The organism is Streptomyces sp. 147326, from assembly GCF_045000215.1.
In the GTDB taxonomy this organism is placed as follows: domain Bacteria; phylum Actinomycetota; class Actinomycetes; order Streptomycetales; family Streptomycetaceae; genus Streptomyces.
Map to the genome: position 1 here is coordinate 7,233,535 of NZ_CP134201.1, position 22,384 is coordinate 7,255,918.

At 69.8% G+C, this 22,384-nt stretch carries 23 protein-coding genes and 1 pseudogene; 13 read left to right on the forward strand and 11 right to left on the reverse strand.

What is annotated here, in order from left to right; translation table 11 throughout:
- Window positions 1-39 precede the first annotated feature (39 nt).
- The gene (locus RIU97_RS33235; protein WP_404961217.1) at window positions 40-942 is read left to right on the forward strand and encodes a LysR family transcriptional regulator; all 903 of its coding nucleotides are present in this window, start codon (window positions 40-42) and stop codon (window positions 940-942) included.
- A gap of 40 nt (window positions 943-982) precedes the next feature.
- Here RIU97_RS33235 and RIU97_RS33240 read toward each other — a convergent pair whose 3' ends face one another.
- On the reverse strand, window positions 983-1,456 hold the full coding sequence (locus RIU97_RS33240; RefSeq protein ID WP_361768383.1) for a pyridoxamine 5'-phosphate oxidase family protein: 474 nt from the start codon (window positions 1,454-1,456) through the stop codon (window positions 983-985).
- 76 nt (window positions 1,457-1,532) lie between these two features.
- Here RIU97_RS33240 and RIU97_RS33245 point away from each other — a divergent pair, with 76 nt between their 5' ends.
- The 8 genes from RIU97_RS33245 to RIU97_RS33280 all read left to right on the forward strand — a co-directional run bounded on the left by RIU97_RS33245 (window position 1,533) and on the right by RIU97_RS33280 (window position 8,396).
- Window positions 1,533-2,147 (forward strand): cysteine hydrolase, encoded by a 615-nt coding sequence (locus RIU97_RS33245; RefSeq protein WP_404961218.1) that lies wholly within the window; start codon window positions 1,533-1,535, stop codon window positions 2,145-2,147.
- Window positions 2,148-2,165: 18 nt separating this feature from the next.
- Window positions 2,166-3,005 (forward strand): HipA family kinase, encoded by an 840-nt coding sequence (locus RIU97_RS33250; RefSeq protein WP_404961219.1) that lies wholly within the window; start codon window positions 2,166-2,168, stop codon window positions 3,003-3,005.
- Entirely contained in the window at window positions 3,002-3,385 is a 384-nt protein-coding gene (locus RIU97_RS33255; RefSeq protein WP_351590594.1) for a DUF3037 domain-containing protein, read from the forward strand. The genes RIU97_RS33250 and RIU97_RS33255 overlap by 4 nt, the downstream gene beginning before the upstream one ends.
- Before the next feature lie 304 nt (window positions 3,386-3,689).
- On the forward strand, window positions 3,690-4,451 hold the full coding sequence (fabG, locus tag RIU97_RS33260) for a 3-oxoacyl-ACP reductase FabG (RefSeq protein WP_266610951.1): 762 nt from the start codon (window positions 3,690-3,692) through the stop codon (window positions 4,449-4,451).
- A gap of 35 nt (window positions 4,452-4,486) precedes the next feature.
- Window positions 4,487-5,248 (forward strand): SDR family oxidoreductase, encoded by a 762-nt coding sequence (locus tag RIU97_RS33265; RefSeq protein WP_404961220.1) that lies wholly within the window; start codon window positions 4,487-4,489, stop codon window positions 5,246-5,248.
- 152 nt (window positions 5,249-5,400) lie between these two features.
- Entirely contained in the window at window positions 5,401-6,984 is a 1,584-nt protein-coding gene (locus RIU97_RS33270) for an ABC transporter substrate-binding protein (protein WP_404961221.1), read from the forward strand.
- A gap of 110 nt (window positions 6,985-7,094) precedes the next feature.
- Window positions 7,095-7,763 carry a uracil-DNA glycosylase gene (locus RIU97_RS33275; RefSeq protein WP_351303116.1) on the forward strand — a complete coding sequence of 223 codons (669 nt, stop codon included), beginning with the start codon at window positions 7,095-7,097 and terminating at the stop codon, window positions 7,761-7,763.
- A 96-nt stretch (window positions 7,764-7,859) separates the two neighbouring features.
- Window positions 7,860-8,396, forward strand: coding sequence for a hypothetical protein (locus RIU97_RS33280; protein ID WP_404961222.1), 537 nt, complete (start codon window positions 7,860-7,862; stop codon window positions 8,394-8,396).
- A 45-nt stretch (window positions 8,397-8,441) separates the two neighbouring features.
- Here RIU97_RS33280 and RIU97_RS33285 read toward each other — a convergent pair whose 3' ends face one another.
- Window positions 8,442-8,972 carry a hypothetical protein gene (locus RIU97_RS33285; protein WP_404961223.1) on the reverse strand — a complete coding sequence of 177 codons (531 nt, stop codon included), beginning with the start codon at window positions 8,970-8,972 and terminating at the stop codon, window positions 8,442-8,444.
- A gap of 165 nt (window positions 8,973-9,137) precedes the next feature.
- On the reverse strand, window positions 9,138-9,662 hold the full coding sequence (locus tag RIU97_RS33290; protein WP_404961224.1) for a DinB family protein: 525 nt from the start codon (window positions 9,660-9,662) through the stop codon (window positions 9,138-9,140).
- Between the two features lie 84 nt (window positions 9,663-9,746).
- Here RIU97_RS33290 and RIU97_RS33295 point away from each other — a divergent pair, with 84 nt between their 5' ends.
- A complete protein-coding gene (locus RIU97_RS33295) occupies window positions 9,747-10,652 on the forward strand; it encodes a Gfo/Idh/MocA family protein (protein ID WP_404961225.1) in 906 nt (301 codons plus the stop codon).
- Here the strand turns inward: RIU97_RS33295 and lnt are convergent.
- The 6 genes and pseudogenes from lnt to RIU97_RS33325 form a co-directional block, all read right to left on the reverse strand.
- Complete coding sequence (gene lnt, locus RIU97_RS33300; protein WP_404961226.1) at window positions 10,597-12,171, reverse strand: apolipoprotein N-acyltransferase; 1,575 nt, start codon at window positions 12,169-12,171, stop codon at window positions 10,597-10,599. The two genes, RIU97_RS33295 and lnt, sit on opposite strands and share 56 nt — an antisense overlap.
- Before the next feature lie 44 nt (window positions 12,172-12,215).
- The gene (locus tag RIU97_RS33305; RefSeq protein ID WP_404961227.1) at window positions 12,216-12,683 is read right to left on the reverse strand and encodes a nuclear transport factor 2 family protein; all 468 of its coding nucleotides are present in this window, start codon (window positions 12,681-12,683) and stop codon (window positions 12,216-12,218) included.
- 69 nt (window positions 12,684-12,752) lie between these two features.
- A complete protein-coding gene (locus RIU97_RS33310; RefSeq protein ID WP_365480734.1) occupies window positions 12,753-12,929 on the reverse strand; it encodes a hypothetical protein in 177 nt (58 codons plus the stop codon).
- Between the two features lie 134 nt (window positions 12,930-13,063).
- Window positions 13,064-13,177, reverse strand: a pseudogene (locus RIU97_RS33315) (undecaprenyl-diphosphatase); the annotation flags it as partial.
- Between the two features lie 11 nt (window positions 13,178-13,188).
- Window positions 13,189-13,953 carry a hypothetical protein gene (locus tag RIU97_RS33320; protein WP_404961228.1) on the reverse strand — a complete coding sequence of 255 codons (765 nt, stop codon included), beginning with the start codon at window positions 13,951-13,953 and terminating at the stop codon, window positions 13,189-13,191.
- Between the two features lie 44 nt (window positions 13,954-13,997).
- The gene (locus RIU97_RS33325) at window positions 13,998-14,990 is read right to left on the reverse strand and encodes an IS630 family transposase (RefSeq protein ID WP_404963031.1); all 993 of its coding nucleotides are present in this window, start codon (window positions 14,988-14,990) and stop codon (window positions 13,998-14,000) included.
- Between the two features lie 912 nt (window positions 14,991-15,902).
- Here RIU97_RS33325 and RIU97_RS33330 point away from each other — a divergent pair.
- Window positions 15,903-17,441: an RICIN domain-containing protein gene (locus RIU97_RS33330; protein WP_404961229.1), complete on the forward strand. Its 1,539-nt coding sequence runs from the start codon at window positions 15,903-15,905 to the stop codon at window positions 17,439-17,441.
- A gap of 52 nt (window positions 17,442-17,493) precedes the next feature.
- On the opposite strand, the gene RIU97_RS33335 is transcribed toward RIU97_RS33330, so the two are convergent.
- Window positions 17,494-18,024 carry a hypothetical protein gene (locus tag RIU97_RS33335; RefSeq protein ID WP_404961230.1) on the reverse strand — a complete coding sequence of 177 codons (531 nt, stop codon included), beginning with the start codon at window positions 18,022-18,024 and terminating at the stop codon, window positions 17,494-17,496.
- 33 nt (window positions 18,025-18,057) lie between these two features.
- The gene (locus tag RIU97_RS33340; protein WP_404961231.1) at window positions 18,058-19,155 is read right to left on the reverse strand and encodes a hypothetical protein; all 1,098 of its coding nucleotides are present in this window, start codon (window positions 19,153-19,155) and stop codon (window positions 18,058-18,060) included.
- A 378-nt stretch (window positions 19,156-19,533) separates the two neighbouring features.
- On the opposite strand from RIU97_RS33340, the gene RIU97_RS33345 reads away from it, so the two are divergent.
- Together RIU97_RS33345 and RIU97_RS33350 are read left to right on the forward strand one after the other, a co-directional pair.
- A complete protein-coding gene (locus tag RIU97_RS33345; protein WP_404961232.1) occupies window positions 19,534-20,253 on the forward strand; it encodes a hypothetical protein in 720 nt (239 codons plus the stop codon).
- Between the two features lie 61 nt (window positions 20,254-20,314).
- On the forward strand, window positions 20,315-22,180 hold the full coding sequence (locus RIU97_RS33350; protein WP_404961233.1) for an FG-GAP-like repeat-containing protein: 1,866 nt from the start codon (window positions 20,315-20,317) through the stop codon (window positions 22,178-22,180).
- Window positions 22,181-22,384: the final 204 nt, after the last annotated feature.

Sequence of the window (22,384 nt, forward strand, 5' to 3'; positions counted from 1 at the left end):
AGCGAGAGTCTCTCCAGTCCACGGCGTAGCATTGCTTACATGTTGAACCTGGAGCGCCTGCGCACCCTCGATGCCCTCGCCCGCCACGGCTCGGTCAGCGGCGCGGCCGACGGGCTCCACGTCACCACCTCCGCCGTGTCCCAGCAGATGGCCAAGCTGGAGCGCGAGGTCGGCCAGCCGCTGCTGGCCAGGAACGGGCGCGGGGTCCGGCTCACCGACGCCGGGCGGCTGCTCGCCGATCACGCGGCCCGGATCATCTCCCAGGTGGAGCTCGCCCAGGCCGACGTCGAGGCTCAGCGCGGGTGCGCCGTCGGCGAGCTGCGGATCGGCGCCTTCCCGACCGCCATGCGCGGGCTGCTGCCGCAGGCCCTGTCCGCGCTGCGCGCCGGGCACCCGGACGTGCGGGCCCGGGTGCGCGAGCAGGAGCCCGAGGACAGCATGGCCGCCGTCGTGCGCGGGGACCTCGACCTGGCGCTGGCCATCGACTGGCACAACAAGCGGATGCCGGTGCCCGCCGAGCTCAGCCGGACCCACCTGCTGGACGACTCCGTCGACATCGCGGTCCCGGCCGGCCATCCGCTGGCCGACCGGAGCAGGATCTCGCTCGCCGACTTCGCCGACGACGACTGGATCTCCTGGAACGAGGGGCAGTTCTGCCACGAGTGGCTGGTCTTCACCCTGCGCGGTACGGGCGTCGAGCCGCGCATCGCCCACATCGCCGAGGAGCACCACACCCAGCTGGCCTTCGTGGAGGCCGGACTCGGCGTGTGCGTGGCGCCGAGGCTGGGCCGCGGCCCGGTGCCGCCGGGGGTGCGGCTGCTGCCGGTCTGCGACGCCGTACGCCGCCACGTGTACGCCGTCTGGCGCGCGGACGCCGACCGGCGGCCCTCGATCCGGGCCGCGGTCGACGCCCTGCGGCAGGCGGCCGCCGGACTGCAGTAGTCCGTCCGTCCGCCCTGCCCGCAGTTCCAGCTCTCCAGCTCTACAGCTTGCGGAAGTCCCAGGAGACGATCGAGTCGGGGGTCAGCCGGATCCAGGCGTGCCGCCCGTCGTGCGGCATCTCCTCGATGCCGAAGTTCTTGACCGGGAAGATCCGCTCGGCCTCCGCCAGTTCGGGGCACGGCTCGCCGGTGCGCGGGGCCTCGCCCACGAAGACGGCGCTGCCGGACAGCTCCACCCCGCGCAGTTCGTCGTACGACTCGCCCGAGTCCACGACCACCGAGATCCGCGGATCCTTGCGCAGGTCGGACCAGCGGCGGCTGCGCGTGATCGAGTACAGCCACAGCGAGCCGCCGTCCCAGGCGAACCACAGGGCCCCCACGTGCGGACGCCCGTCGGGGGAGACCGTCGCGACCCGGCAGGTCTTCTGCTCGCGCAGGAAGGAGTCCACTTCCGCGTCGCTCATCATGATGCGCCGGCCCCGCCGCTGCGAGGTTCCGGTTCGTGACTCGTCCATCCGTCCTGCACCCCTTCACATCTGACTGTGTGTCAGGAATCATGAGGGCTCTTCCGTCGCCACGCCAGGGGGAGCCATGCCGGATCTCGATCCCGCCACCACCGCGCTGCTCACCGTCGAGTGCCAGAACGGTGTCGTCGGCGAGGAGAGCGCGCTGCCCGAGCTCGCCAAGGAGGCCCGGGACTCCGGGATGCTGGGGCGGGTGGCCGCGCTGGTCGACGCCGCGCGCGGGGCCGGCGTACAAGTGCTGCACGCCGTCGCCGAGCGGCGGCCCGACGGGCTCGGTGCGAACACCAACGCCCGGCTGTTCCGGGCCGCGGGAAAGCTGCCCGTGCGCCAGCTGACGGGAAGCCGGGCCGTGGAGGTCGCCGCCCCCATCGTCGTCGCCGGGCAGGACCTTGTGGTCCGCCGGCTGCACGGCCTCTCCCCGATGGCCGGCACCGATCTCGACCCCCTGCTGCGCAACCTCGGCATCCGCACCCTCGTCGTCACCGGGGTCTCCTCCAACATCGCCATCCCCAACACCGTCTTCGACGCCGTGAACCTCGGCTACCAGGTCGTGGTCCCCGCCGACGCCATCTCCGGGGTGCCCGCGTCCTGCACCGCCGAGGTGATCCGCAACTCCCTCGCGCTCGTGGCGTCCATCACCACGGCCGAAGACCTGCTCAAGCAGTGGGCCCCCGCGCACTGATCCCCGTAACCTGGGCGGATGCTGTCCGAAGTGATCGCGACCCGTTACGTCACGCCTCTGCGTGAGGGCGGCTCGCTCCCGGGAATCGTCGAGGCCGACGACCTCGGTACCTACGTCATGAAATTCACCGGAGCCGGCCAGGGCCGCAAGACCCTGGTCGCCGAGGTCATCTGCGGCCGCCTGGCCCAACGGCTGGGACTGCGCGTCCCGACCCTGGTCCAGATGCAGCTCGACCCCGTCATCGGGCTCGGCGAGCCCGACCAGGAGGTCCAGGAGCTGCTCAAGGCCAGCGGCGGGCTCAACCTCGGCATGGACTACCTGCCCGGCTCGATCGGCTTCGACCCGCTCGCCTACCAGGTGGACCCGGCCGAAGCGGGACGCGTGGTCTGGTTCGACGCCCTCATCAACAACGTCGACCGGTCCTGGCGAAACCCGAACATGCTGGTCTGGCACGGGGACCTCTGGCTCATCGACCACGGCGCCACCATGATCTGGCACCACAACTGGCCCACCGCCAAGGCCGCGGCCGCCAAGCCCTACAACGCCTCCGACCACGTACTGGCCCCCGTCGGACCGGACATCGAGGCCGCGGCCGCGGCCCTCGCGCCGCTGGTCACCGAGGAACTGCTGACGGAGGTCGCGGCCGACGTCCCCGACGAGTGGCTGGTCGACGAGCCGGGCTTCGGCTCCACCGACGCGCTGCGCCGCGCCTACGTGGAGGCGCTGCTGCCGCGCGCGGCAACGATCCACGAGAGGATCACCATGGAGGCCGAGGTCAAGCAGCGGTCCGGTCCGCCGGGCTGGCTGGCCGAACGCCTCGCCCCCCTGCCCCCCAAGAAGAAGAGCGACGACGAGTGACCAAGCGGGACGTGTTCGAGTACGCGCTGGTGCGTGTGGTGCCCCGGATGGAACGGGGTGAGTGCTTCAACGCCGGCGTGATCGTCTACTGCCGGGCGCACGCGTACGTCGCCGCGCGCACCCACCTCGACGAGGCGAAGCTCCTCGCGCTGGATCCGGGAGCGGACGTGGCCGGCGTGCGGGCCGCGTTGCACGGGGTCGAGGGCGTGTGCGCGGGCGGGGAGTCCGCCGGGCAGGCGGCGGGCGACGACGCCGGGCGGCGGTTCCGGTGGCTGATCGCTCCGCGGAGCACGGTGGTGCAGCCGGGGCCGGTGCACACCGGCCTGACGGCCGATCCCGCGGCGGAGGTGGAGCGGCTGCTCGACCTGCTGGTCCGCTGACCGCGGGTCCCGCCGGTGGGCCGGTGCGTCTCTGTTGCGGGGGCTCTGCCCCCGAGCCCCCGCGCCTCAAACGCCGGCGGGGCTGAAAGATCGGGGCTCCGACCCGTTCCCCGCGCCTCAAAAAACGCCGGCGGGGCTGAAAGATCGGGGTTCCGCCCCGTGCCCGCGCCTCAAAAAACGCCGACGGGGCTGGATGTGCCGCCGTTGACACCGGGTGCCGGGGCTCCTAGCGTCTCCTCAGCTGAAGCTACTAAGCGGTTGCTCACCTCTGGGCGGCCGTCTCTCAAGGGCGAGGAGATCCAGCATGTCCACCACCGAGCAGCGCGTCGCGATCGTGACCGGGGCGGCCCGGGGCATCGGCGCGGCCACCGCCGTACGCCTGGCCGCCGAGGGCCGGGCCGTCGCCGTACTCGACCTCGACGAGGCGGCCTGCAAGGACACCGTGGAGGCGATCACGGCGGCCGGCGGCAAGGCCCTGGCGGTCGGCTGCGACGTCTCCGACGGCGCGCAGGTGGAGGCCGCCGTCGCGCGCGTCGCGAGCGAGCTCGGCGCCCCGACCATCCTGGTCAACAACGCCGGTGTGCTGCGCGACAACCTGCTCTTCAAGATGAGCGAGACCGACTGGGACACGGTCATGAACGTGCACCTGCGCGGTGCCTTCCTGATGTCCAAGGCCTGTCAGAAGTACATGGTGGAGGCCAAGTTCGGCCGTATCGTGAACCTCTCCAGCAGCTCGGCGCTCGGCAACCGCGGCCAGGTCAACTACTCCGCCGCCAAGGCCGGCCTGCAGGGCTTCACCAAGACCCTGGCCATCGAGCTCGGCAAGTTCGGCGTCACCGCCAACGCCGTCGCCCCCGGTTTCATCGTCACCGAGATGACCGCCCAGACGGCCGCCCGCGTCGGCATGGGCTTCGAGGACTTCCAGGCGGCGGCCGCCACCCAGATCCCCGTCCAGCGCGTCGGCCGCCCGGACGACATCGCCAACGCCATCGCCTTCTTCACCGGCGAGGCGGCCGGCTTCGTCTCCGGCCAGGTCATGTACGTCGCCGGCGGCCCGCTCAACTGACGAGCCAAGAGATCACGAGAGGCAGGGCGCACGTCATGACGTACGACGGTATCGACAGCGGCAAGGTCGCACTGATCACCGGAGCGAGCCGGGGCATCGGCTACGGCATCGCCGAGGCGCTGGTCGCCCGCGGCGACCGGGTCTGCATCACCGGGCGCAACGAGGAGGCACTCAAGGAGGCCGTCGAGCGGCTCGGCGCGGACCGGGTGATCGGGGTCGCCGGCAAGGCGCACGACGAGGCCCACCAGGCCGTCGCCGTCGAGCGCACGATGGAGGCCTTCGGCCGCGTCGACTTCCTGGTGAACAACGCCGGCACCAATCCGGTCTTCGGGCCGATCGCGGACCTGGACCTCGGGGTCGCCCGCAAGGTCTTCGAGACCAATGTGATCTCGGCGCTCGGCTTCGCCCAGCGGACCTGGCACGCCTGGCAGAAGGACAACGGCGGAGCGATCGTGAACATCGCCTCCATCGCCGGCGTCTCCGCCTCGCCCTTCATCGGGGCGTACGGGATGAGCAAGGCCGCCATGATCAACCTCACCCTCCAGCTCGCCCACGAGATGGCACCGGGTGTCCGGGTCAACGCGATCGCCCCGGCGGTGGTCAAGACCCAGTTCGCGCAGGCGCTCTACGAGGGCCGGGAACAGGAGGCCGCGGCCGCCTATCCGCTCGGCCGGCTGGGGCACCCGGCGGACATCGGAGGGGCCGCCGCGTTTCTTACATCTGCACAAGCGGAATGGATCACGGGCCAAACTCTGGTCGTCGACGGTGGGATGTTCCTCAATGCTGGAGTGCACTGACCGATAATCGGACGTATTCGCCTCCGAAAGGGAGGTAAATGCGTATCGAATGTGCACGGAACCGGTCAAGTGCCCCACGAAACCACCCCATTGGATTCGTGGGGCACTGCGGTAGGGTCTGCCGCACCCCTGGCTGATCGAGGAGCGTGCACGTGTTCAACCGGACCAGATGCCTGCAGATCACTGCGGCCCTTGCGTCCATATCCCTGCTCGCCGGATGCGGCCTGCTGTCGGAGGACAACGACGACGAGGCGAAGAGGATCGTCGTCGGCACCACGAGCGCACCGAGCACCCTCGATCCCGCCGCGGCGTGGGACGGCTCCTGGGAGCTGTACCGGAACGTCTACCAGACGCTGCTGGCGTTCCCCACGGGCTCCACCAAGCCCCAGCCCGACGCCGCCCAGAGCTGCGAGTTCACGGACGGCGCGAGCCAGGCCTACCGGTGCACCCTGCGCAAGGGCCTGAAGTTCTCCAACGGCGAGCCGCTCGACGCCAAGGCCGTCAAGCACTCCCTCGAGCGCATCAAGACGATCGGCTCCAAGGTCGGCCCGAAGGACCTCTTCGGCAGCCTCGACAAGATCGAGACCCCGGACGCCCTGACGGTCGTCTTCCACCTGAACACCTCGGACGCCACCTTCCCGTACGTCCTCGGATCGCCCGCCGCCTCGCTGGTCGCGCCCAAGGACTACCCCGCCGACAAGGTGCGCCAGGACGGCAAGATCACCGGCTCCGGCCCGTACGTGCTCGACTCGTACAAGGAGGGCAACGAGGCCGTCCTCAGCAACAACGCGAGCTACGCGGGCTTCGCCAACCGCCGTAACAAGGCGGTGACCATCCGCTACTTCCAGGACTCCCAGAAGATGGTCTCGGCCCTGAAGGCCAAGGATATCGACGCCACCTACCGAGGCCTGTCGGCCACGGAGATCACGGACCTGCAGACCCCCGCGGCGCACGCACAGGGCGTCCAGGTCGTCGAGAACGTCGGCGCCGAGATCCGCTACCTGGTCTTCAACCCCAAGGACCCCGCCGTCAACAAGCTGGCGGTCCGCCAGGCCATCGCCCAGACCGTCGACCGCGGGACCCTCGTCTCCAAGGTCTACCAGGGCACCGCGGAGCCTCTGTACTCGATGGTTCCCAAGGGCGTGGTCGGCCACAAGACGCCGTTCTACGACAAGTACGGCGCCGCGGACGTCGCCAAGGCCAAGAAGCTCCTCAAGGACGCAGGGGTCCCCACGCCGGTCGACCTGACCTTCTGGTACACCACCGACCGGTACGGCTCCTCCACCGCCGAGGAGTTCACCGAGCTCAAGCGGCAGCTGGACGAGAGCCAGCTCTTCCGGATCACCCTGCGCAGCCAGCCCTGGAAGGCCTTCCAGGAGGGCTACAAGGGCCAGGAGTACCCCATCTTCGGCCGAGGCTGGTTCCCCGACTTCCCGGACCCCGACAACTTCATCGCGCCGTTCGTCGGCAGGGAGAACGCGGTCGGTACCCCGTACGAGTCCACGGAGATCCAGAACGACCTGCTGCCCAAGTCCCGCCGCGACGGCGACCGCTCCGCCGGGGTCCAGCAGTTCGAGAAGGCACAGCAGATCTTCGCCGAGGACGTCCGGCTGCTGCCCCTGTGGCAGGGCAAGCTGTACGTCGCCGCGCAAGAGGACATCGCGGGCGCCGAGCGGGCGCTGGACCCGCAGACCGCCATGCAGATGTGGGAGCTGTACCGCAAGACCAGCTGGTAGCGGCCCCGCCCGGGGCTTGCGCCCCGGGCGGCCGACGCGTTGTCAGTGGCCCCCGGTAGGTTCTGGAGCAGTTGCACGAACTTGTACCGGAGGTTTTCGCCGTGACCCAGATGCTGCCCGAGTCCTGGCTCCCCGTCCTCGGCGGGGAGCTGGACCAGCCCTACTTCAAGGAACTCACCGAGTTCGTCGAGAAGGAACGGGCGAACGGGCCGGTCTACCCGCCCCGCGAGCAGGTGTTCGCGGCCCTGGAGGCCACTCCCTTCGACCAGGTGAAGGTGCTCGTCCTGGGCCAGGACCCGTACCACGGCGCCGGCCAGGGTCACGGCCTGTGCTTCTCCGTGCAGCCCGGGGTCAAGACCCCGCCGTCGCTGCGCAACATCTACAAGGAGATGAAGGAGGAGCTCGGCCTGCCGGTCCCGGACAACGGGTACCTGATGCCGTGGGCCCAGCAAGGAGTCCTGCTGCTCAACGCGGTCCTCACCGTGCGGGAGGCCGAGCCCAATTCGCACAAGGGCAAGGGCTGGGAGAAGTTCACCGACGCCGTGATCCGCGCGGTGTCCGAGCGGCCCGACCCGGCCGTCTTCGTCCTGTGGGGCGCCTACGCCCAGAAGAAGATCCCGCTGATCGACGAGGAGCGGCACGTCGTGGTCAAGGGGGCCCACCCCTCCCCGCTGTCGGCGAAGAAGTTCTTCGGATCCCGGCCCTTCACCCAGATCAACGAGGCCATCGCCGCCCAGGGCCATGAGCCGATCGACTGGCGGATCCCGGACCTCGGCTGACGCCCCACCGCGCCTCGGCGCCATTGCCGCCACCTCCGGCTAGCTTCGTGATGATCAGACCCGGAGCAGGTCTGGCGGATCAAGCCGGAGGCCGCGGTGACGGAGCAGCAGGAGGCGTCGGAGGACGCCGTCATGACCAGGATCGGCCAGGCGGTCATCCTGCTGCACGCCGGGGACCGCGAGGAGGCCCGCAACCGGCTCGGCGCGATCTGGTCGGAGATCGGCGAGGAGGGGGACGACCTCCACCGCTGCACCCTCGCCCACTACATGGCCGACGCCCAGGACGATCCCGCCGACGAGCTGGCCTGGGACCTGCGGGCCCTGACCGCCGCCGAAGCCCTGGGCGACCGGCCCGTCACCGGGGCGCGCAACGGCGGGACGGCGCCGCGGGAGCCGCATCTCGCGATGCGCGTGTTCTACCCGTCCCTGCACCTCAGCCTGGCCGCCGACTACGTGAAGCTGCAGCGACCGGAGGCCGCCCGGGTCCACCTGGCGCGGGCCAGGGCGGCCACCGGGGACCTCCCGGACGACGGGTACGGAAACGGCGTGCGGGAGGCCATCGCACGGCTGGAGCGGCGCCTGGCCACGGAACCGGGGGCCGGCCCCCGGCCGTTCCCCGAGCAGTCCCCGTAGGGGCGCCGCGTCCCGGCCCGATCGCCCGAATGACAGGCCCGGCGGTCAGCCCTCGCGGACGCCCGCGCAGATGCGGGCCTCCGGGCTGTCCGGGTGCCAGCGGCCGTGCCGGCGGCCCAGCGCGCACACGTCGGCCGGCCGCACCGGCAGCTTCCGCACCAGCTCCCGCCCCACCTCGGCATCGCGCCGGGAATGCTCGGGGCGGCCGCCTGGACGCCCCGACGCGGGCTCGGCGGGCTTCGGCGGCTCCGGGATGTCCGGGACCGGCGGCACGTCCGGTGCGGGCCCGCCGGAGGCGCCCTGACCGGAGGGCTGGGCGGACGGCCGGGCGGGCGCGGAGGCCACCGGGTGCGCGGGCTGCTCCGGGACCGCCTTCAGCGCCTCCAGTGCGGGCGCCTGGACGACCACGTGGGCGGATCCGGGCCCGCCGCGCGGCTCGTGGCGGGGCGGCTCGCCGGTGGCGGGGACCGCCGCCGGCCGCACGGGACCGGGGCTCACGTTCACACAGCCGGAGACGGCCGAGACGGCACAGGCCACTCCGAGCAGCAGGGTTGTCGTGGTTCGGGTTGGATGCACCCGCGCAACTCTGGTGTGCGAGGACCCCGTTGCGAAAACCCGGAGCGGATATTCACCCCGCACGGGTGACGGCGAGCGGGGTGTCCGGCGGAGCCGGCCCGGCCCGGATCGGACGGCCCGGCCCGGATCGGACGGCCCGGTCCGGCCCGGTCCGCAAGCGAGGTGCTAGTCGCCCGTGGCGCCGTCTATCTGCTCGCGCAGCAGGTCCGCGTGGCCGTTGTGGCGCGCGTACTCCTCGATCATGTGGGTGTAGACCCAGCGCAGGCTGAAGACCTCGCCGCGGTGGTGGCTCTCGGCCTGCGACAGCAGGTCCAGCGAACGGCCCGAGGCGGCCTGGCGCGCCAGTTCGACCTCGGTCTGCCACACCTGCTCGTTCTCGGCCCAGGTGGCGTCGTCGGTGAAGTGGAAGTCGCCGTCCGGATCATCGTCGGTGCAGTACAGCTCGGGAAGGTCCTCGCCGAGCATGATCTCCCGGAACCAGTACCGCTCCACCTCCGCCATGTGCCGTACGAGGCCCAGGAGGCTCAACTCGGAGGGCTTGAGCGGGGTGCGGCGCAGCTGCTCGTCCTGGAGCCCCTCGCACTTCCAGGCGAGGGTCGCGCGGTGGTAGTCGAGCCAGCCGTCCAGCATGTCCCGCTCGTCGGCGGTGGTCGCGGGCTCGGTGCGATGTGATCCGGAACTGGTGGTCATGAGGGACATCCTCGGTGAACCGGGCCCCTGCCACCAGGGATTAAGCTGCTGAAGTCCCACAAGGATCAACCTGGAGGTCTCCCGGTGAAGGTCGGCTGTATCGGACTCGGCGACATCGCGCAGAAGGCGTACCTGCCCGTCCTCACCACTCGCCCGGGCCTCGAGCTGCACCTGCAGACCCGTACTCCCGCCACGCTGGAGCGGGTCGGCGAGATCCACCACGTCCCCGCAGCGCGCCGGCACACCGACCTCGACGCGCTGCTCGCCGAGGGGCTCGACGCGGCCTTCGTGCACGCCTCGACCGCGGCCCACCCCGAGATCGTCACGCGGCTGCTCCGGGCCGGCGTGCCGACGTACGTGGACAAGCCGCTCGCCTACGAGCTCGCGGACTCGGTGCGGCTGGTGGAACTGGCCGAAGAGCAGGGGGTCTCGCTCGCCGTCGGCTTCAACCGCCGTCACGCGCCCGGCTACACGCAGTGCGCCGACCACCCGCGCGAGCTGATCCTCATGCAGAAGAACCGGGTCGGGCTGCCCGAGGACCCGCGCACATTGGTCCTGGACGACTTCATCCACGTCGTCGACACCCTGCGCTTCCTGCTGCCGGGGGAGACCGACCGTGTCGACGTGCGGGCCGTGGTGCGCGAAGGGCTGATGCACCAGGTGGTGCTCCAGCTGTCCGGCGACGGCTTCACCGCGCTCGGCATCATGAACCGGCTCTCCGGCTCCACCGAGGAGATCCTGGAGGTCTCCGGCCGGGACACCAAGCGGCAGGTCGTCAACCTCGCCGAGGTCATCGACCACAAGGGCCAGCCGACCGTGCGGCGCCGCGGGGACTGGGTGTCCGTCGCCCGCCAGCGGGGGATCGAGCAGGTCGTGGACCACTTCCTGGAGGCCGTCGAGGCCGGCAAGATCCTCAGCGCGCGGGACGCGCTGCTCACCCACCAGTTGTGCGAGCAGGTGGTGGAGTCGGCTCTGGAGCAGGCCTCCTGAGCGAACCGACGCCCGCCACCGCGCAGTACACCGCGAGCGCGGCGAGGGCGGCCCCCACCGGCCAGTCCCCGAAGCGGCCGTAGAGGGTCGTGCCCCGGGCGAGCGGGACCTCGTACACCGCCGCCGTGCTCGCGGAGGTCGGCAGCGCCGCGCCGATCCGCTCGCCGGAGGGGCCGTGCACGACGCTGATGCCCGTGAGGGTGGCGTGCACCATCGGGCGGCCGTTCTCGGCGGCGCGCAGGGCCGCCAGCGAGGCGTGCTGGGCCGGGGCCCAGCTCTCCTGGAAGGTGGAGGTCGCCGACTGGGCGATGAGCAGCGAGGCCCCGTCGAGGGTCAGGCGCCGGCTCATGTCGGGGAAGGCCGACTCGAAGCAGACCAGGGGACCGAGGCGGACACCGGTGGGAGCGCCGGCCCCGGCCGGCCGTGCGGGCAGGTCCATGACCACCGGGGCCGTGCCGGGCACCCGGTCCTCGCCCGCCGCCTTTCCGACCGAGGTGGCCCAGCCGAGCAGCGCCCGGGCCGGTACGTACTCCCCGAAGGGGACGAGCCGCATCTTGTCGTAACGGTCGCCGGTGGGGCCCCCGGGGCCCACGAGCACCGCGCTCTTGTAGATCCCCGGCCGGTCCGCCCGCCGCGCGTCCACGTTCACCAGCAGCGGGGCCCCGACCTCCGCCGACAACGACGCCAGCCGCCGGGCCAGGTCCGGGCGGGCCGTCAGGTCCTCGCCGACGCTGCTCTCGCCCCACACCACGAGGTCGACCCGCTGCCCGGCCAGCGGCCGGGTCAGCCGCTCACCGGCCGCGAACCGCCGCTCCGCACTGTCCGGGCCGTCCGGCACCGGGCCCGGCTGTACGACGGCCACGCGCAGCCGGCCGGACTCCGTGGGGGCCGCCGTCCACACCCACACCACCGCCGTCAGCACCGCGCACCCCGTCATTCCCGCCACCGCCGGGATCCGCGCCCCCGGCACCGCCAGCAGCAGCACCAGGGCGCAGTTCACCGCCACCACCAGCAGGCTGACCAGCCACACCCCGCCCACGGAGGCCAGCCGCAGCGCGGGCGGCACCTGCCACTGACTCGCCCCCAGCAGCCCCCACGGCCCGCCCAGCCCCTGCCAGGACCGGACCAGCTCCGAGAGCAGCCATCCCGCCGGTACGAGGACCAGCGCGGACAGTGCCCGGCCGGCGGACGGGACGCCGCCGAGCAGTTCCCGCACCAGGAGCGCCCAGGGGATCCAGAGCAGCCCCAGCAGCGCGGCCACCGGAATCAGGAAGACGTGCAGGCTGGGGAGCAGCCAGTGGTGGACTGCCACGATGAACCCCGCGCCCCCGAGCCAGCCCTCGAGGGCCGCCCGCCGCCCGGTGGGGGCCGACCTCAACAGCAGCATCCAGGGCGCGAGGGCGACGTAGGCGAACCACCAGAGCGCGGGCGCGGGGAAGGCGAGGGCGGGCAGCGCCCCGGCGGCGACCGCGGCGGGCGCGCGCCACCGACGCATCCACTCGTTCCGCATCGCGACCATGGCGCGCCTCCGCTTTCAGTCTGGCAGTGCAGGGCCGGACAGGCTCAGGCGGACATGTGCCGCCACGTCTCGTGCACGGTGACGCGGGTGAGCCGCCAGCCGTCACGGGTGCGAGCCAGCGCGAAGGCGTAGCGTCCGGCGGCGACGAAGTTGGGAGCGGTGACCGCAGGATCGGACTCCGGCCCCGCCAGTCGCATCGGGTTGAGGAAGTCAGCCCGGACCTCGGCGCTGTCGCCGGGCGAACCGCCCAGGTCCTCGAGCCGGACCAGCCGGTTGACGATCAGGTGCTGACGCACGGGGAAGAGCTTCATGGTCTCCGCGAGCCAGTCCGCGACCTCCCCCGCCGAACCCTCGATCCCGCCCGCCGAGCTGTAGTCGACCCGCCCGGAGGCGGTGAAGAGGGCGCGGTAGGCGGCCCAGTCGCCGTCGTCGACGGCCACCGCGTAGCCCGTGACCACTTCGTCGATCGCCAGCCGGTCCATCACCGTCGCGAGATCCACACGCTGAGTCATCGGGTCAGTGTGGGGCTGCGCGGGCGCGAGGCCAAGGGGCGTGCGCGGACCGGATCTTGCCGCGGGCGCTCAGTGACCGGAACGGGCCTCCCGCTGGCGGACCACGACGAGGAACGCGTCGCTGTCCAGGTCCATGACCACCTCGGCCTGCACCCCCTCCCGCATGCGCTGCGCCGCGTACTCCTCGGCGGGCCAGCTCCCCCTCGGACTTCCGGCCGGAAAACGCTCCAGCACCACTCGACCCATGGGACACCCCCTGCTTGCTTGCCTTCCGGTCTCTTCAGGTCTCTTCAGGCACAACGACGCGGAAGCCGCCCGGGAACGTTCCCGAGCGGCTTCCGGTTCACGCGAAGGCGGTGGAGCGGGTCCTGCCAGGAGCCGGACTCACCCGCGTGCGGGCTCAGCACGTCCGCGCCGATCAGCACGAACAGGAGGATGCCCAGGAGGATCCGGTAGATCACGAAGGGCATGGAGCTCTTGGTCGAGATGAACTTCTTGGTGGAGTTCAAGCGTCAAGGTCCTGAGCGGCTTTGACCTGCTGTTTCCACCACTCTTCAAGATCGAATGGGAGAGCAGTGGGAGATGGCACCTTCCAGTGCTCTCCCTCGCTGGCCACGAAGCGCAGCCACCTGGTTTGCAGCGAATCGGCAATCTCCTGCTCCATGGTCAGGGGAACGTGCGAGTAGAGACCTTCCACGCCGGCGACCTCGTGGCCCATGCGGGTCTCCACGGCGATGCGACTGTGTCCATCTTCGTCCAGGCACTCCTTGCCGCCGTGACGAAGCAGGTACAGCCGCTTCCCGGCGTACGCGGTCGCAGGGACGTCCGGGATGGGACGGCGGGAGGTGACCAGCTGGGGCTGGTTCAGGCGGATCCTCGTGAACTCCTCGGAGGCCGGTCGACCGCGCGAGACCGGCTGCCAGTGGGAGTAGCTGAAGTTTGCGTTGGCCAGCAGCCCGCCGCCAATGGCCGGGAACAGGTACTCGTGATCATGGGTGGCGAGGAGCGCCGTGTGCAGCTCCGCGATGAATCCGGGGAGGGAGAGATTTCGATGGGATTCGTACTTTGGCGGAAAGAGCTTCACCGGTCCCTTGCCGAACTCGCGTTGGAACTGCCACTGGACGCGCAGCGCGGGCAGTGCCGTTGGCCCGTAGCGCTCCAGGGCTTCTTTCCGCCGTTCAAGGTCGGGGTCTGAAGTCGGCCAGTTCGGGTGGCAGAACTCGCGGCGCAGAGCGTAGAGCTCGGCAGGCCGCATGACCGTGAACGGCATCGTCAGGAAGAAGACGTAGCCGGCGAAACCCCAGAAGGTATTGATCAGAAACTCAAAGGGTTCTCGTCGAGGACGTAGCGGACATGTGGGCCGCCGAAGTAGCCGCGGACGATGTGTGGTTGACGCTGGCGTCTGTGGAAGAATCTGCGGGTTTCGGCCGCGAGTTCGGCCTGGTTCCTGGCCCGGTGGGCGTGGGGGAGGCTGCGCTTGAGGTCGGCGTTGACCAGCTCGTCGGGGTTCAGCTCGGGTGAGTACGAGGGCAGGAAGTGCAGCTCGATCTCGTTCTCGTGACTGGCGAGCCAGGCCCGGACAGGTTTCGAGCGGTGGGCCGAGTGCCGGTCGACGATCAGGTGGATCTTCCGGCCGAAGTGCCCGACGATCCGGGCAAGGAAGCGGCACATGACCTTCGCGTCGAACGACTCGGTGAAGACCATGAAGTGCATCCGGCCGCGGGTGCTGATCGCGGACATCGCGTTCACGGAGAACCGGTTCCCGGTCCGGCGGACGATGGGAGTCGTGCCCTTGGCGCCCCAGGTTCGGCCGGTGACCTGGTCCGAGCGGATCCCGACCTGGTCGGCGAAGAGGACTTCGCCGTTCTCCGCCTTCGCCTTGGCCCGGATCGCCGGCCAGGTCTCCTCGTGCCAGAGGCGGACCGCTTCCGGGTCCTGCTCGACCGCCCGCTTGTCCGGACGCTGGAAGGACAGCCCCCAACGCTTGAGGTACTTGCCCACCCCGGGCTCGGTGAAGCGGACGCCGGCCAGCTTGAAGATCAGCTCGCCTATCTGCCCCCGTGTCCACAGCTGACCCGAAAGTCCCAGGTCGGAGGGGATGTGATCGAGGACAGCCTGCCGGACGGCCGCCTGCTCGGCCTCCGACAGGACCTGGTGCTCACCCACGCGACGGCCTCGTGGGCGGGACAGCAATGTGTCCCGGCCGCCGGCCTGCCACTTCGCCCACCAGTTGTCCACGGCCTTCACCGACACCTTGAACAGGGCGGCAACTTCTACCCGGTCCCGGCCCTCCACCAGCGCGGACACCGCCAACGACCGCGCGGCCTCCTGCGCATCCGGCGCCAGGCCCGCGCATCCCCCACCAGATCACTCACACACCGTCAATGAGCCTGAACCCAAAGCGTTTCGGATCAATAGGCTCCGCGCCTCCTCATGACGGAGCGTCAGCCGCCGTCGTGCGCCGACGACACCCCTCAACACGCCCCTGCATAGCGCCCCTCACCGCCCCCTAGGGCCGACGAGGGCACCTCTCGCCCAAGTGCACTGGTTGCAGCCTCGCGCGCCCGCGGCCGTGAAGGACTGGTCGAAGCGCTGCGCCACCAGGAGGCCGAGCGGCTGCGTCCCCGCCGGCGTCGGCTTCGATCACGCCCGGTGCACGTTCGGTCGGCGCCAGCCACCGCGCTGCGAAGACTGCGTGTGGGAGATGGGATAACCCGTGTGGGCGAGTTCTTTCAGGTCATTCGGTGGACCGGCGGACGGCGCTAGAGGCAAGGAATGAGCGCGCCGCTCCATCACTAAACGTCTCCTTCAGGACTGCGTCGTCGACTTAGATGATGCTTGCGCCGTTTGCCTGACCTGCTGGACTGCCAGCATCCCCCTTGCAGGGAGTCTTCTCGCAAGGGGGATCACGGCTTGGACGGGCGCAAGAGAGCTGCCCGAATTTTCACGCTTGGTGATGGCGTGTCGCGGCGAGCCGTTGGCTGCCACCGCCTCCCAGAGCGCTTCGGGCTGGGCCAAGCCGCCGCGGCGGTCGAGCGGTTTCCGCGTCAGGGTGTTGGCGGGGGCTGCTACCGATCCGGTGTGGTATCTCGCCAACGTGCCCCACAGGAAACATCACGCAAGTGATTTCGTCGCCCCGGCACTCCTGGGACTTCCTGCAGTCAACCTCCAGCCGTCCGTAGTGGGCGGTCGGTAATGGTGAACGGTGAAGGGAAGACCATGAGCACTGCCCCCACGGCAGCCACGGGTGACGAGCACTTCGACCCTCCGATCAGCACGGTCGCGGGGACCGGGGTCGCGGGGCCGCCCCAAGGGGAGAATGAGCGCGCTGTTTCGGCTCAGTTGAGCAATCCGATCGGGCTCGCGGTGGACAGTTCCGGCACCGTTTACATCGCCGACTACGGCAACCATCGGGTCCGGAAGATCACGACTGACGGGAAGATCAGTACGGTCGCGGGGACCGGGGTCGCGGGACCCGGGGGAGACGGCGGCCTCGCCGTTTCGGCCCAGCTGCAATACCCGCGTGGGGTGGCGGTGGACAGCGCGGGCGACCTCTACATCGCCGATTCCAGCAACAACCGGGTCCGGAAGGTCACCATGGCCGACGGGAAGATCAGCACGGTCGCCGGCACGGGCACCGCGACATTCGGTGGTGACGGTGACCTCGCCACCTCCGCGCGGCTGAGCTACCCGTCGGGAGTGGCGGTGGACAGTGCGGGCGACCTCTACATCGCTGACTACAGCAACAACCGGGTCCGGAAGGTCACCATGGCCGACGGGAAGATCAAAACAGTCGCGGGCACGAGCGCCGCGACTTACGGCGGTGACGGCGTCCCGGCAACCTCGGCCCCCTTGCAGTACCCGCACGGAGTGGCGGTGGACAGTGCGGGCGACCTCTACATCGCCGATTCCGGCAACAACCGGGTCCGGAAGATCACGTGGTCCGATGGGAAGATCAGCACGGTCGCCGGCACGAGCGCCGCGACCTTCGGCACTGACGGTGTCCCGGCAATCTCGGCCCCGTTGTACACCCCCATGGCGGTGGTGGTGGACAGCACTGACACCCTCTACATCGCCGACTGCAACAACCACCGGGTTCGGAAGGTGACGGCCGACAAGAAGATCAGCACGGTCGCGGGCACGGGCGCAGCGACTTACGGTGCTGACGGCGTCCCGGCAACCTCGGCCCCGTTGAACTCCCCGTGCGGGCTCGCCGTTGACTGTGTCGACACCCTCTACATCGCCGACCTGAGCAACCACCGAGTTCGGAGGGTCGTGTCGGCGAGGATGGCCGGGCTGCCCGATTCGGGCACGGTGGCTTCCTGGGCCAACGTCCGCAGCAGGTTGCGGATGGGGGTCGTGCGTGAGTCCACCAAGGACGGAGCCGAGGTCCACCAGACCCTCGCCGCCCCCCGGAATCACCAGCAGTGGCGGCTCATCGCGGCGGGGCACGACGACGGCGACATCCTGTACAGGATCGAGAACGTGCGCAGCGGCAAGGTCCTGGAGGTCGTCGGAGCGGGGATGGCGGACGGGTCGGTAGTGGCGCAGCGTGCCCAAGAGGGTGCTGACGCACGCCACCAGCAGTGGCGGCTGATCCCGGTCGGCTCAGCGACTGACACTCCGCGGGTGTTCGAGATCGCGAACCGGAACAGCGGTCTGCTCCTGCACGTCGACACCAACGCCCGCACCGTGATCAGGCAGCACGGGTCGCAGGGCGACCAACGCAACCGGCAGTGGCAGTTGCTCCCCGTGTGACACACGCGTGGGTCAGGGGCCGCGTCGCCCCTGACCCACGTATAGCCGGGCCCTACTCGGACTTGGAACGGGGGGGCTCCTCGGAACGAGGGGGTTTCTCGGCGCTCGCCGGGGGGGCCTTGCCGGGCTCCTCGGCCTTGGGTGCTTCGGGAGCCTTGGGGGCTTTGGTGTACTCGCTCTTGTTCGGCTTGCTCGCCAGGTCCGGGTTCTTCTGAAGGCCCTCGTGCTTCTCCACCGTCTCACGCGCCTTCCGCATGCCGTCCGACGCCGCCGTGGACACCGAGCCGGGATCTTGGGCGTACTCGGCCTGCTTACCGGCCGATCGCTGGGTGGTCTGGATGAAGGAGCCGAGGAAGCCCAGCATGGCCCGTGCTTCGGGTGACTGCTCGCGTACCACCTTCGCCTGAAAGGAAGCCCCATGAATGGTGCTGCTGTCCAGGCTCGTGCTTTTGTCGTCGTACGCGTCGGCTTCGACGTCCTCGAAGTCGTCGACACTCGCCGGTCGGGGCTTGTCTTCGTTGGTGTTCACCGAGAAGAGCTTCGCGCTGTCGCCCGCGGATTTGAAGATGTTGCCGAACACCATGGTCGTCACCCTTTGTCGTCGTCGTGTGCCCGGTCAGGGCTGCTTGTACAAGGCTCGCGGGTCGTCGATCAGGTCCTCGCCGTCGAACATCGTGTGGTGGACGTCCAGGGAAGAGACGACCTCGGCCAGCCCCTTCATACGGAAGCCGCCGCCGGCCAGGTCGATGTCACCGATGTCGCGGGCGACCAGCTTGTCGAGCCCGGGATAGCTGCCGGGCTGCGGGGGAGACAGGACCGCCACCGGCACGGCGTACATCACCGCGATCAGCCCGGAGAAGGTCACCGGGATCTCGTAGCAGTACTGCTTGCGGCAACGCCGCTGCGTGGCGAGGGTCTCCACGCGGGAGCCGGGCGGGACCTGGCCGGAGATCTGCGATTTCGAGGCCCAGCTGGTGTTCAGGGAGCCGCCGACCGAGCCCGAGATGCCCAGCAGCAACGAGGCGTTGAGCGCCGCGGTGCCGGTGGCGCTGCCCGTGGTCGTGAACGCCACCGAGTTCGTCACCGCGTTCGTAGCGGAGTTCGTCGCCGCGTTCCTCACACCCGTCTCGGTGGCGTTGGCATTGTCCACCCCCACACTGTCCTTGCTGTTCTTGTTCGTCATCGTGTTGGCGTTCTTGTTCGCCATCTCGTTCTGGAGCTGCGTCTGGAGCTGCGTCTGCAGGTCCATCTTGAGCTGGTTCTGCAGCTGCAGCTGGAGCTGCGCGGTGACGCTGCCGCCGAAGGTGAGTTTGGCCTCCCCGGAAAGCGACCAGGTGACCCCGTTCGACACGGTGAAATCGACCGAGTCGGTGAACGTCATCGCGGACGCCTGGCTGCGGTTGACGTAGGTGCGGCAGGAGAACGTGTCGGGCGGGGGCTGGCTGATGTCGCACCGCTCCTCGATCAGCGGCTCCCCGAGGTTCATGTACGCGAGCCAGCCCCGCTCGAACGCGGTCCCGGGAAAGGTGCCGAAGCTCGACTTGTTCACGGAGAACCCGACGGGCTTGTGCCGCACGCCGTAGCCGTCGACGTAGACCAGATTGGGGTGGTCCAGGATGGACTCCCAGATCTCCGCGATGTTGAGCTCCCGCAGGTTCTTCTTCGTCAGCGGCTGACGCTTGGCCCGCCCCAGGATGTACGCGTTGGAAGACATTCCCCGCCCTCGACTAATCCGGCCGAATTCCACTAGATGAAATGCAAACGAAAATCTGCCTGCCCAGAAAGGCGAAGCTAACATGCGCTCCGCCGCCCGGGAAGACATCTCCGTACTATGCGCTCAATCGAGTGATAAATGCTCGACAGCTTTCTCAACTCTCCTATTTCATGGGTACCTTGAGGCTTGTCGATCACTCGACTGATGGATTCCCGAATCAACCCGCCTACGGATTCCATAGCTGCGGCTCTTGCGCGGGTGGGTTATTCGTGTCAGTCAATCCAGTCGTTTTCGAGTGTGCGGAAATGCCGCGCGACAGGCCACTGTATTGAGCGTCCGATGCGTTTTCAATAATTCAGAACAGGTGAGGTTTCCGCGATGTACACCCAGGAACGCACGGCGATGTCGAATCTGGTGGTCGGCGGCCCGGTGGCGGTAAACAGCTACGACAACGCGATCGTGGCCGCGCTGGTCGAGAACCGGCCGGTCATGCTCGTCCACGCCTTCAACGGCGGCTACCTGCGACCCGCAGAGCTGAAGGAGGACGACCACAAGAACGGCGTCAAGCTGTCCACCGCGCTCGACTCCGCCACCAAGGAGGCCAAGGGCCACCTCTGGCACATCACTCCCGCCGGCTTCTTCGGGCAGCGACCGCTGTACTTCATCGAGAGCGCGGCGGGCCAGGTCACGCCCAAGCTCGCCAGTGCGGGCCAAGCCGACGCCGGGCGCGGCGACGACGGGGCGCCCAAGCCACAGCGCAGGCGCATCACCGTCCACCAAAAGGCTCCCGAGAGCACGGCCGACACCGTTCAGGTCGGCCTGCCCGACAAGGTGGACGCCCTGTGGCGCGGGAAGAACGGCGCGCCCGAGGACACCCAGCTCTGGGTCGTCACGGTGACGCCGTGGGGCGGGATCACCTTCGTGCCGATCACCCACCCCGATGCCATCCTCGGGTTCAAGGACCACGCGGTGGGGGCCGACAGCGAGGTGCGTCTCACCTACAACTGGGGCGGGGACTTCACCGGCACGGTCATCAACACGTTCTACCCGCGGCTGCCCAACGAGTGGAGCGCGCCGTACCACCACGTCTTCACGTGATCCGCAGCAGCCGCGCACCCGTCCCGAGCCCACGCCCCAACCGCCTGGAAGAGGCACCACGATGCCCGTGCCCACGCAAGAATTGAAACTGGAGATCGTCAACGCCGCCACGGGGAAGACCCTCGGCGCCAAGGCCGCGCCGGGCGCGGACGGGGCGCTCGTCGTCCGCGACTTCCCCGAAGGCGGGCCGAGCCCGGAGCAGTGGCACCTCACCCCCGCACAGGCCGCGCAGGGCGGACAAGCACAGGGAGAACAGGCGTATGTGATCCGCAACGCGGCCAGCGACAAGGCGCTCGACAACCCCGCCGCCGCGGATAGCGGCGTCAGGCAGTGGAACGCCACCGCCGGCAGGAAGGCCCAGCAGTGGCACCTCGTCCCCGTTGAGGGTGAAGCGGGCGTGTACTTCATCGAGGCCGCGACCGACGGCGCCGTTCTCGACCTCGCCGACGCCGCCGATCCCGACGTGGACGACGTGGAGGGCACCCGGGTCGTCCTGCGCGAGCACGACGACAGCGCGGAGAGCCAGCGGTGGCGGTTCGTCGCGGCCGAGCCCGAGCGCGTCAGCGACCCCGTGCTGCCCTGGGCCTCCCTGGATCACTGGAACGGCCGCCGGTCCTGGCGCCTGGGCCGCCCTAACGCGCTGCGGCCGGCACCCGGCGCGACGCCCTGCTTCAGCGACATGCTGCTGGTCCTCGAGAAGTTCGGCAGCGACCAGGACGCCGGCGGGTGGAAGAGTTACAAGGCCAACCACTCTCCCAGCGGGCAACCGGGCTGGTGGGCCGGGCTCGGTGACCGGTTCCTCGCCGACACCACGAAAGCAGGGCGAAAGGACATCGTCGGGCTCAAGCCCGCGAAGGGGGCTGTGACGTCGTCCGGCAGGGGCGACGGGACGTTCGACGACGACGAATGCGTCCTGCACCAGTCCGCGCCCTCCTCGCATCCCGCGGACCTGTGGACCCTCGTCGACCTGACGGGCGACGGCAAGCCCGACGTCGTCGTGCTCGCCACCGACGGTGTCCAGGTATCCCCCCAGAACGAGGACGGGACGTTCCCGCCCGCGGGCGGCGAGCCGGTCCTCAAGGCGTTCGGGCACGGCCAGCAGGCCGGCGGGTGGCTTGCCGACAAGCATCCCCGCTTCCTCGCCGCCACCACCAGCAACGGCCGGCTCGACATCGTCGGCTTCCACGACGACGGCGTCTGGATCTCCCTCCAGAACGAGGACGGCACGTTCGAACCGCTCCCCGACGAACCGGTCCTCCGGGCGTTCGGCCACGACGAGAAGGCGGGCGGCTGGCTTGCCGACAAGCATCCCCGCTTCCTCGCCGCCACCACCAGCAACGGCCGGCTCGACATCGTCGGCTTCCACGACGACGGCGTCTGGATCTCCCTCCAGAACGAGGACGGCACGTTCGCCGACCCCCTGTACGTCCTCGACGACTTCGGCGTCGACCAGGGGTGGAGCTCGGTCGAGGAACACCCCCGGTTCCTGCTCAGCACCACCGATGGCGGGGCGGTGGACATCGTCGGGTTCGGCCCGCAGGGCGTCGTCGTCGCACGCGGACGCGGCGACGGCACGTTCGAGCGCGCCAAGCTCGTCCTGAACGATTTCGGGCACGCCCAGGGGTGGACGAGTAAGAAGCACCTTCGCTTCCTCGCCGACGTCACCGGCGACGGCAACCCGGACATCATCGGCTTCGGCAACGAAGGGGTCTGGGTATCGCACAACCGCGGCGACGGCCGGTTCGAGCAGGCCCAGCTGGTGTGCCGCGGCTTCGGCTACAACGAGAACGCAGGCGGCTGGCGGGTCGACCGCCACCCCCGCTTCCTCACCGACATCACCGGCGACAAACGCGTCGACATCGTCGGCTTCGGCGGCCCGGGCGTGTACGTGGCCCGCAACCTCTACCGGCGCTTCCGAACCCGATAACCGTCGGCAAACCTCTTCAGCCGGACCACGGTGACCTGCCGGAACCCGTCACCCCGACCCGACGTGCGGCCCGGTGCGCCCTCGCCTGCCAGGCCGCACGTCGAGCAACCGCAGTAATCCGGCTACTGCGCTGACAGTGAGAGACGGCTCGGTCTTGTCTCAGGCCGCTCAGCGTCAGCCCGCGGGGAAGGGCTCCGCTCAGGG

Bases quoted from the DNA above. Each gene is read 5' to 3' on its own strand.
- RIU97_RS33240 (WP_361768383.1), bottom strand. From the start codon at position 1,456: ATGGACGAGTCACGAACCGGAACCTCGCAGCGGCGGGGCCGGCGCATC.
- RIU97_RS33250 (WP_404961219.1), top strand. From the start codon at position 2,166: ATGCTGTCCGAAGTGATCGCGACCCGTTACGTCACGCCTCTGCGTGAG.
- RIU97_RS33235 (WP_404961217.1), top strand. From the start codon at position 40: ATGTTGAACCTGGAGCGCCTGCGCACCCTCGATGCCCTCGCCCGCCAC.
- RIU97_RS33340 (WP_404961231.1), bottom strand. From the start codon at position 19,155: ATGTCTTCCAACGCGTACATCCTGGGGCGGGCCAAGCGTCAGCCGCTG.
- RIU97_RS33345 (WP_404961232.1), top strand. From the start codon at position 19,534: ATGTACACCCAGGAACGCACGGCGATGTCGAATCTGGTGGTCGGCGGC.
- RIU97_RS33350 (WP_404961233.1), top strand. From the start codon at position 20,315: ATGCCCGTGCCCACGCAAGAATTGAAACTGGAGATCGTCAACGCCGCC.
- RIU97_RS33330 (WP_404961229.1), top strand. From the start codon at position 15,903: ATGAGCACTGCCCCCACGGCAGCCACGGGTGACGAGCACTTCGACCCT.
- RIU97_RS33320 (WP_404961228.1), bottom strand. From the start codon at position 13,953: ATGCCGTTCACGGTCATGCGGCCTGCCGAGCTCTACGCTCTGCGCCGC.
- RIU97_RS33275 (WP_351303116.1), top strand. From the start codon at position 7,095: ATGCTGCCCGAGTCCTGGCTCCCCGTCCTCGGCGGGGAGCTGGACCAG.
- fabG (WP_266610951.1), top strand. From the start codon at position 3,690: ATGTCCACCACCGAGCAGCGCGTCGCGATCGTGACCGGGGCGGCCCGG.
- RIU97_RS33310 (WP_365480734.1), bottom strand. From the start codon at position 12,929: ATGGGTCGAGTGGTGCTGGAGCGTTTTCCGGCCGGAAGTCCGAGGGGG.
- RIU97_RS33245 (WP_404961218.1), top strand. From the start codon at position 1,533: ATGCCGGATCTCGATCCCGCCACCACCGCGCTGCTCACCGTCGAGTGC.
- RIU97_RS33290 (WP_404961224.1), bottom strand. From the start codon at position 9,662: ATGACCACCAGTTCCGGATCACATCGCACCGAGCCCGCGACCACCGCC.
- RIU97_RS33335 (WP_404961230.1), bottom strand. From the start codon at position 18,024: ATGGTGTTCGGCAACATCTTCAAATCCGCGGGCGACAGCGCGAAGCTC.
- RIU97_RS33265 (WP_404961220.1), top strand. From the start codon at position 4,487: ATGACGTACGACGGTATCGACAGCGGCAAGGTCGCACTGATCACCGGA.
- lnt (WP_404961226.1), bottom strand. From the start codon at position 12,171: ATGGTCGCGATGCGGAACGAGTGGATGCGTCGGTGGCGCGCGCCCGCC.
- RIU97_RS33305 (WP_404961227.1), bottom strand. From the start codon at position 12,683: ATGACTCAGCGTGTGGATCTCGCGACGGTGATGGACCGGCTGGCGATC.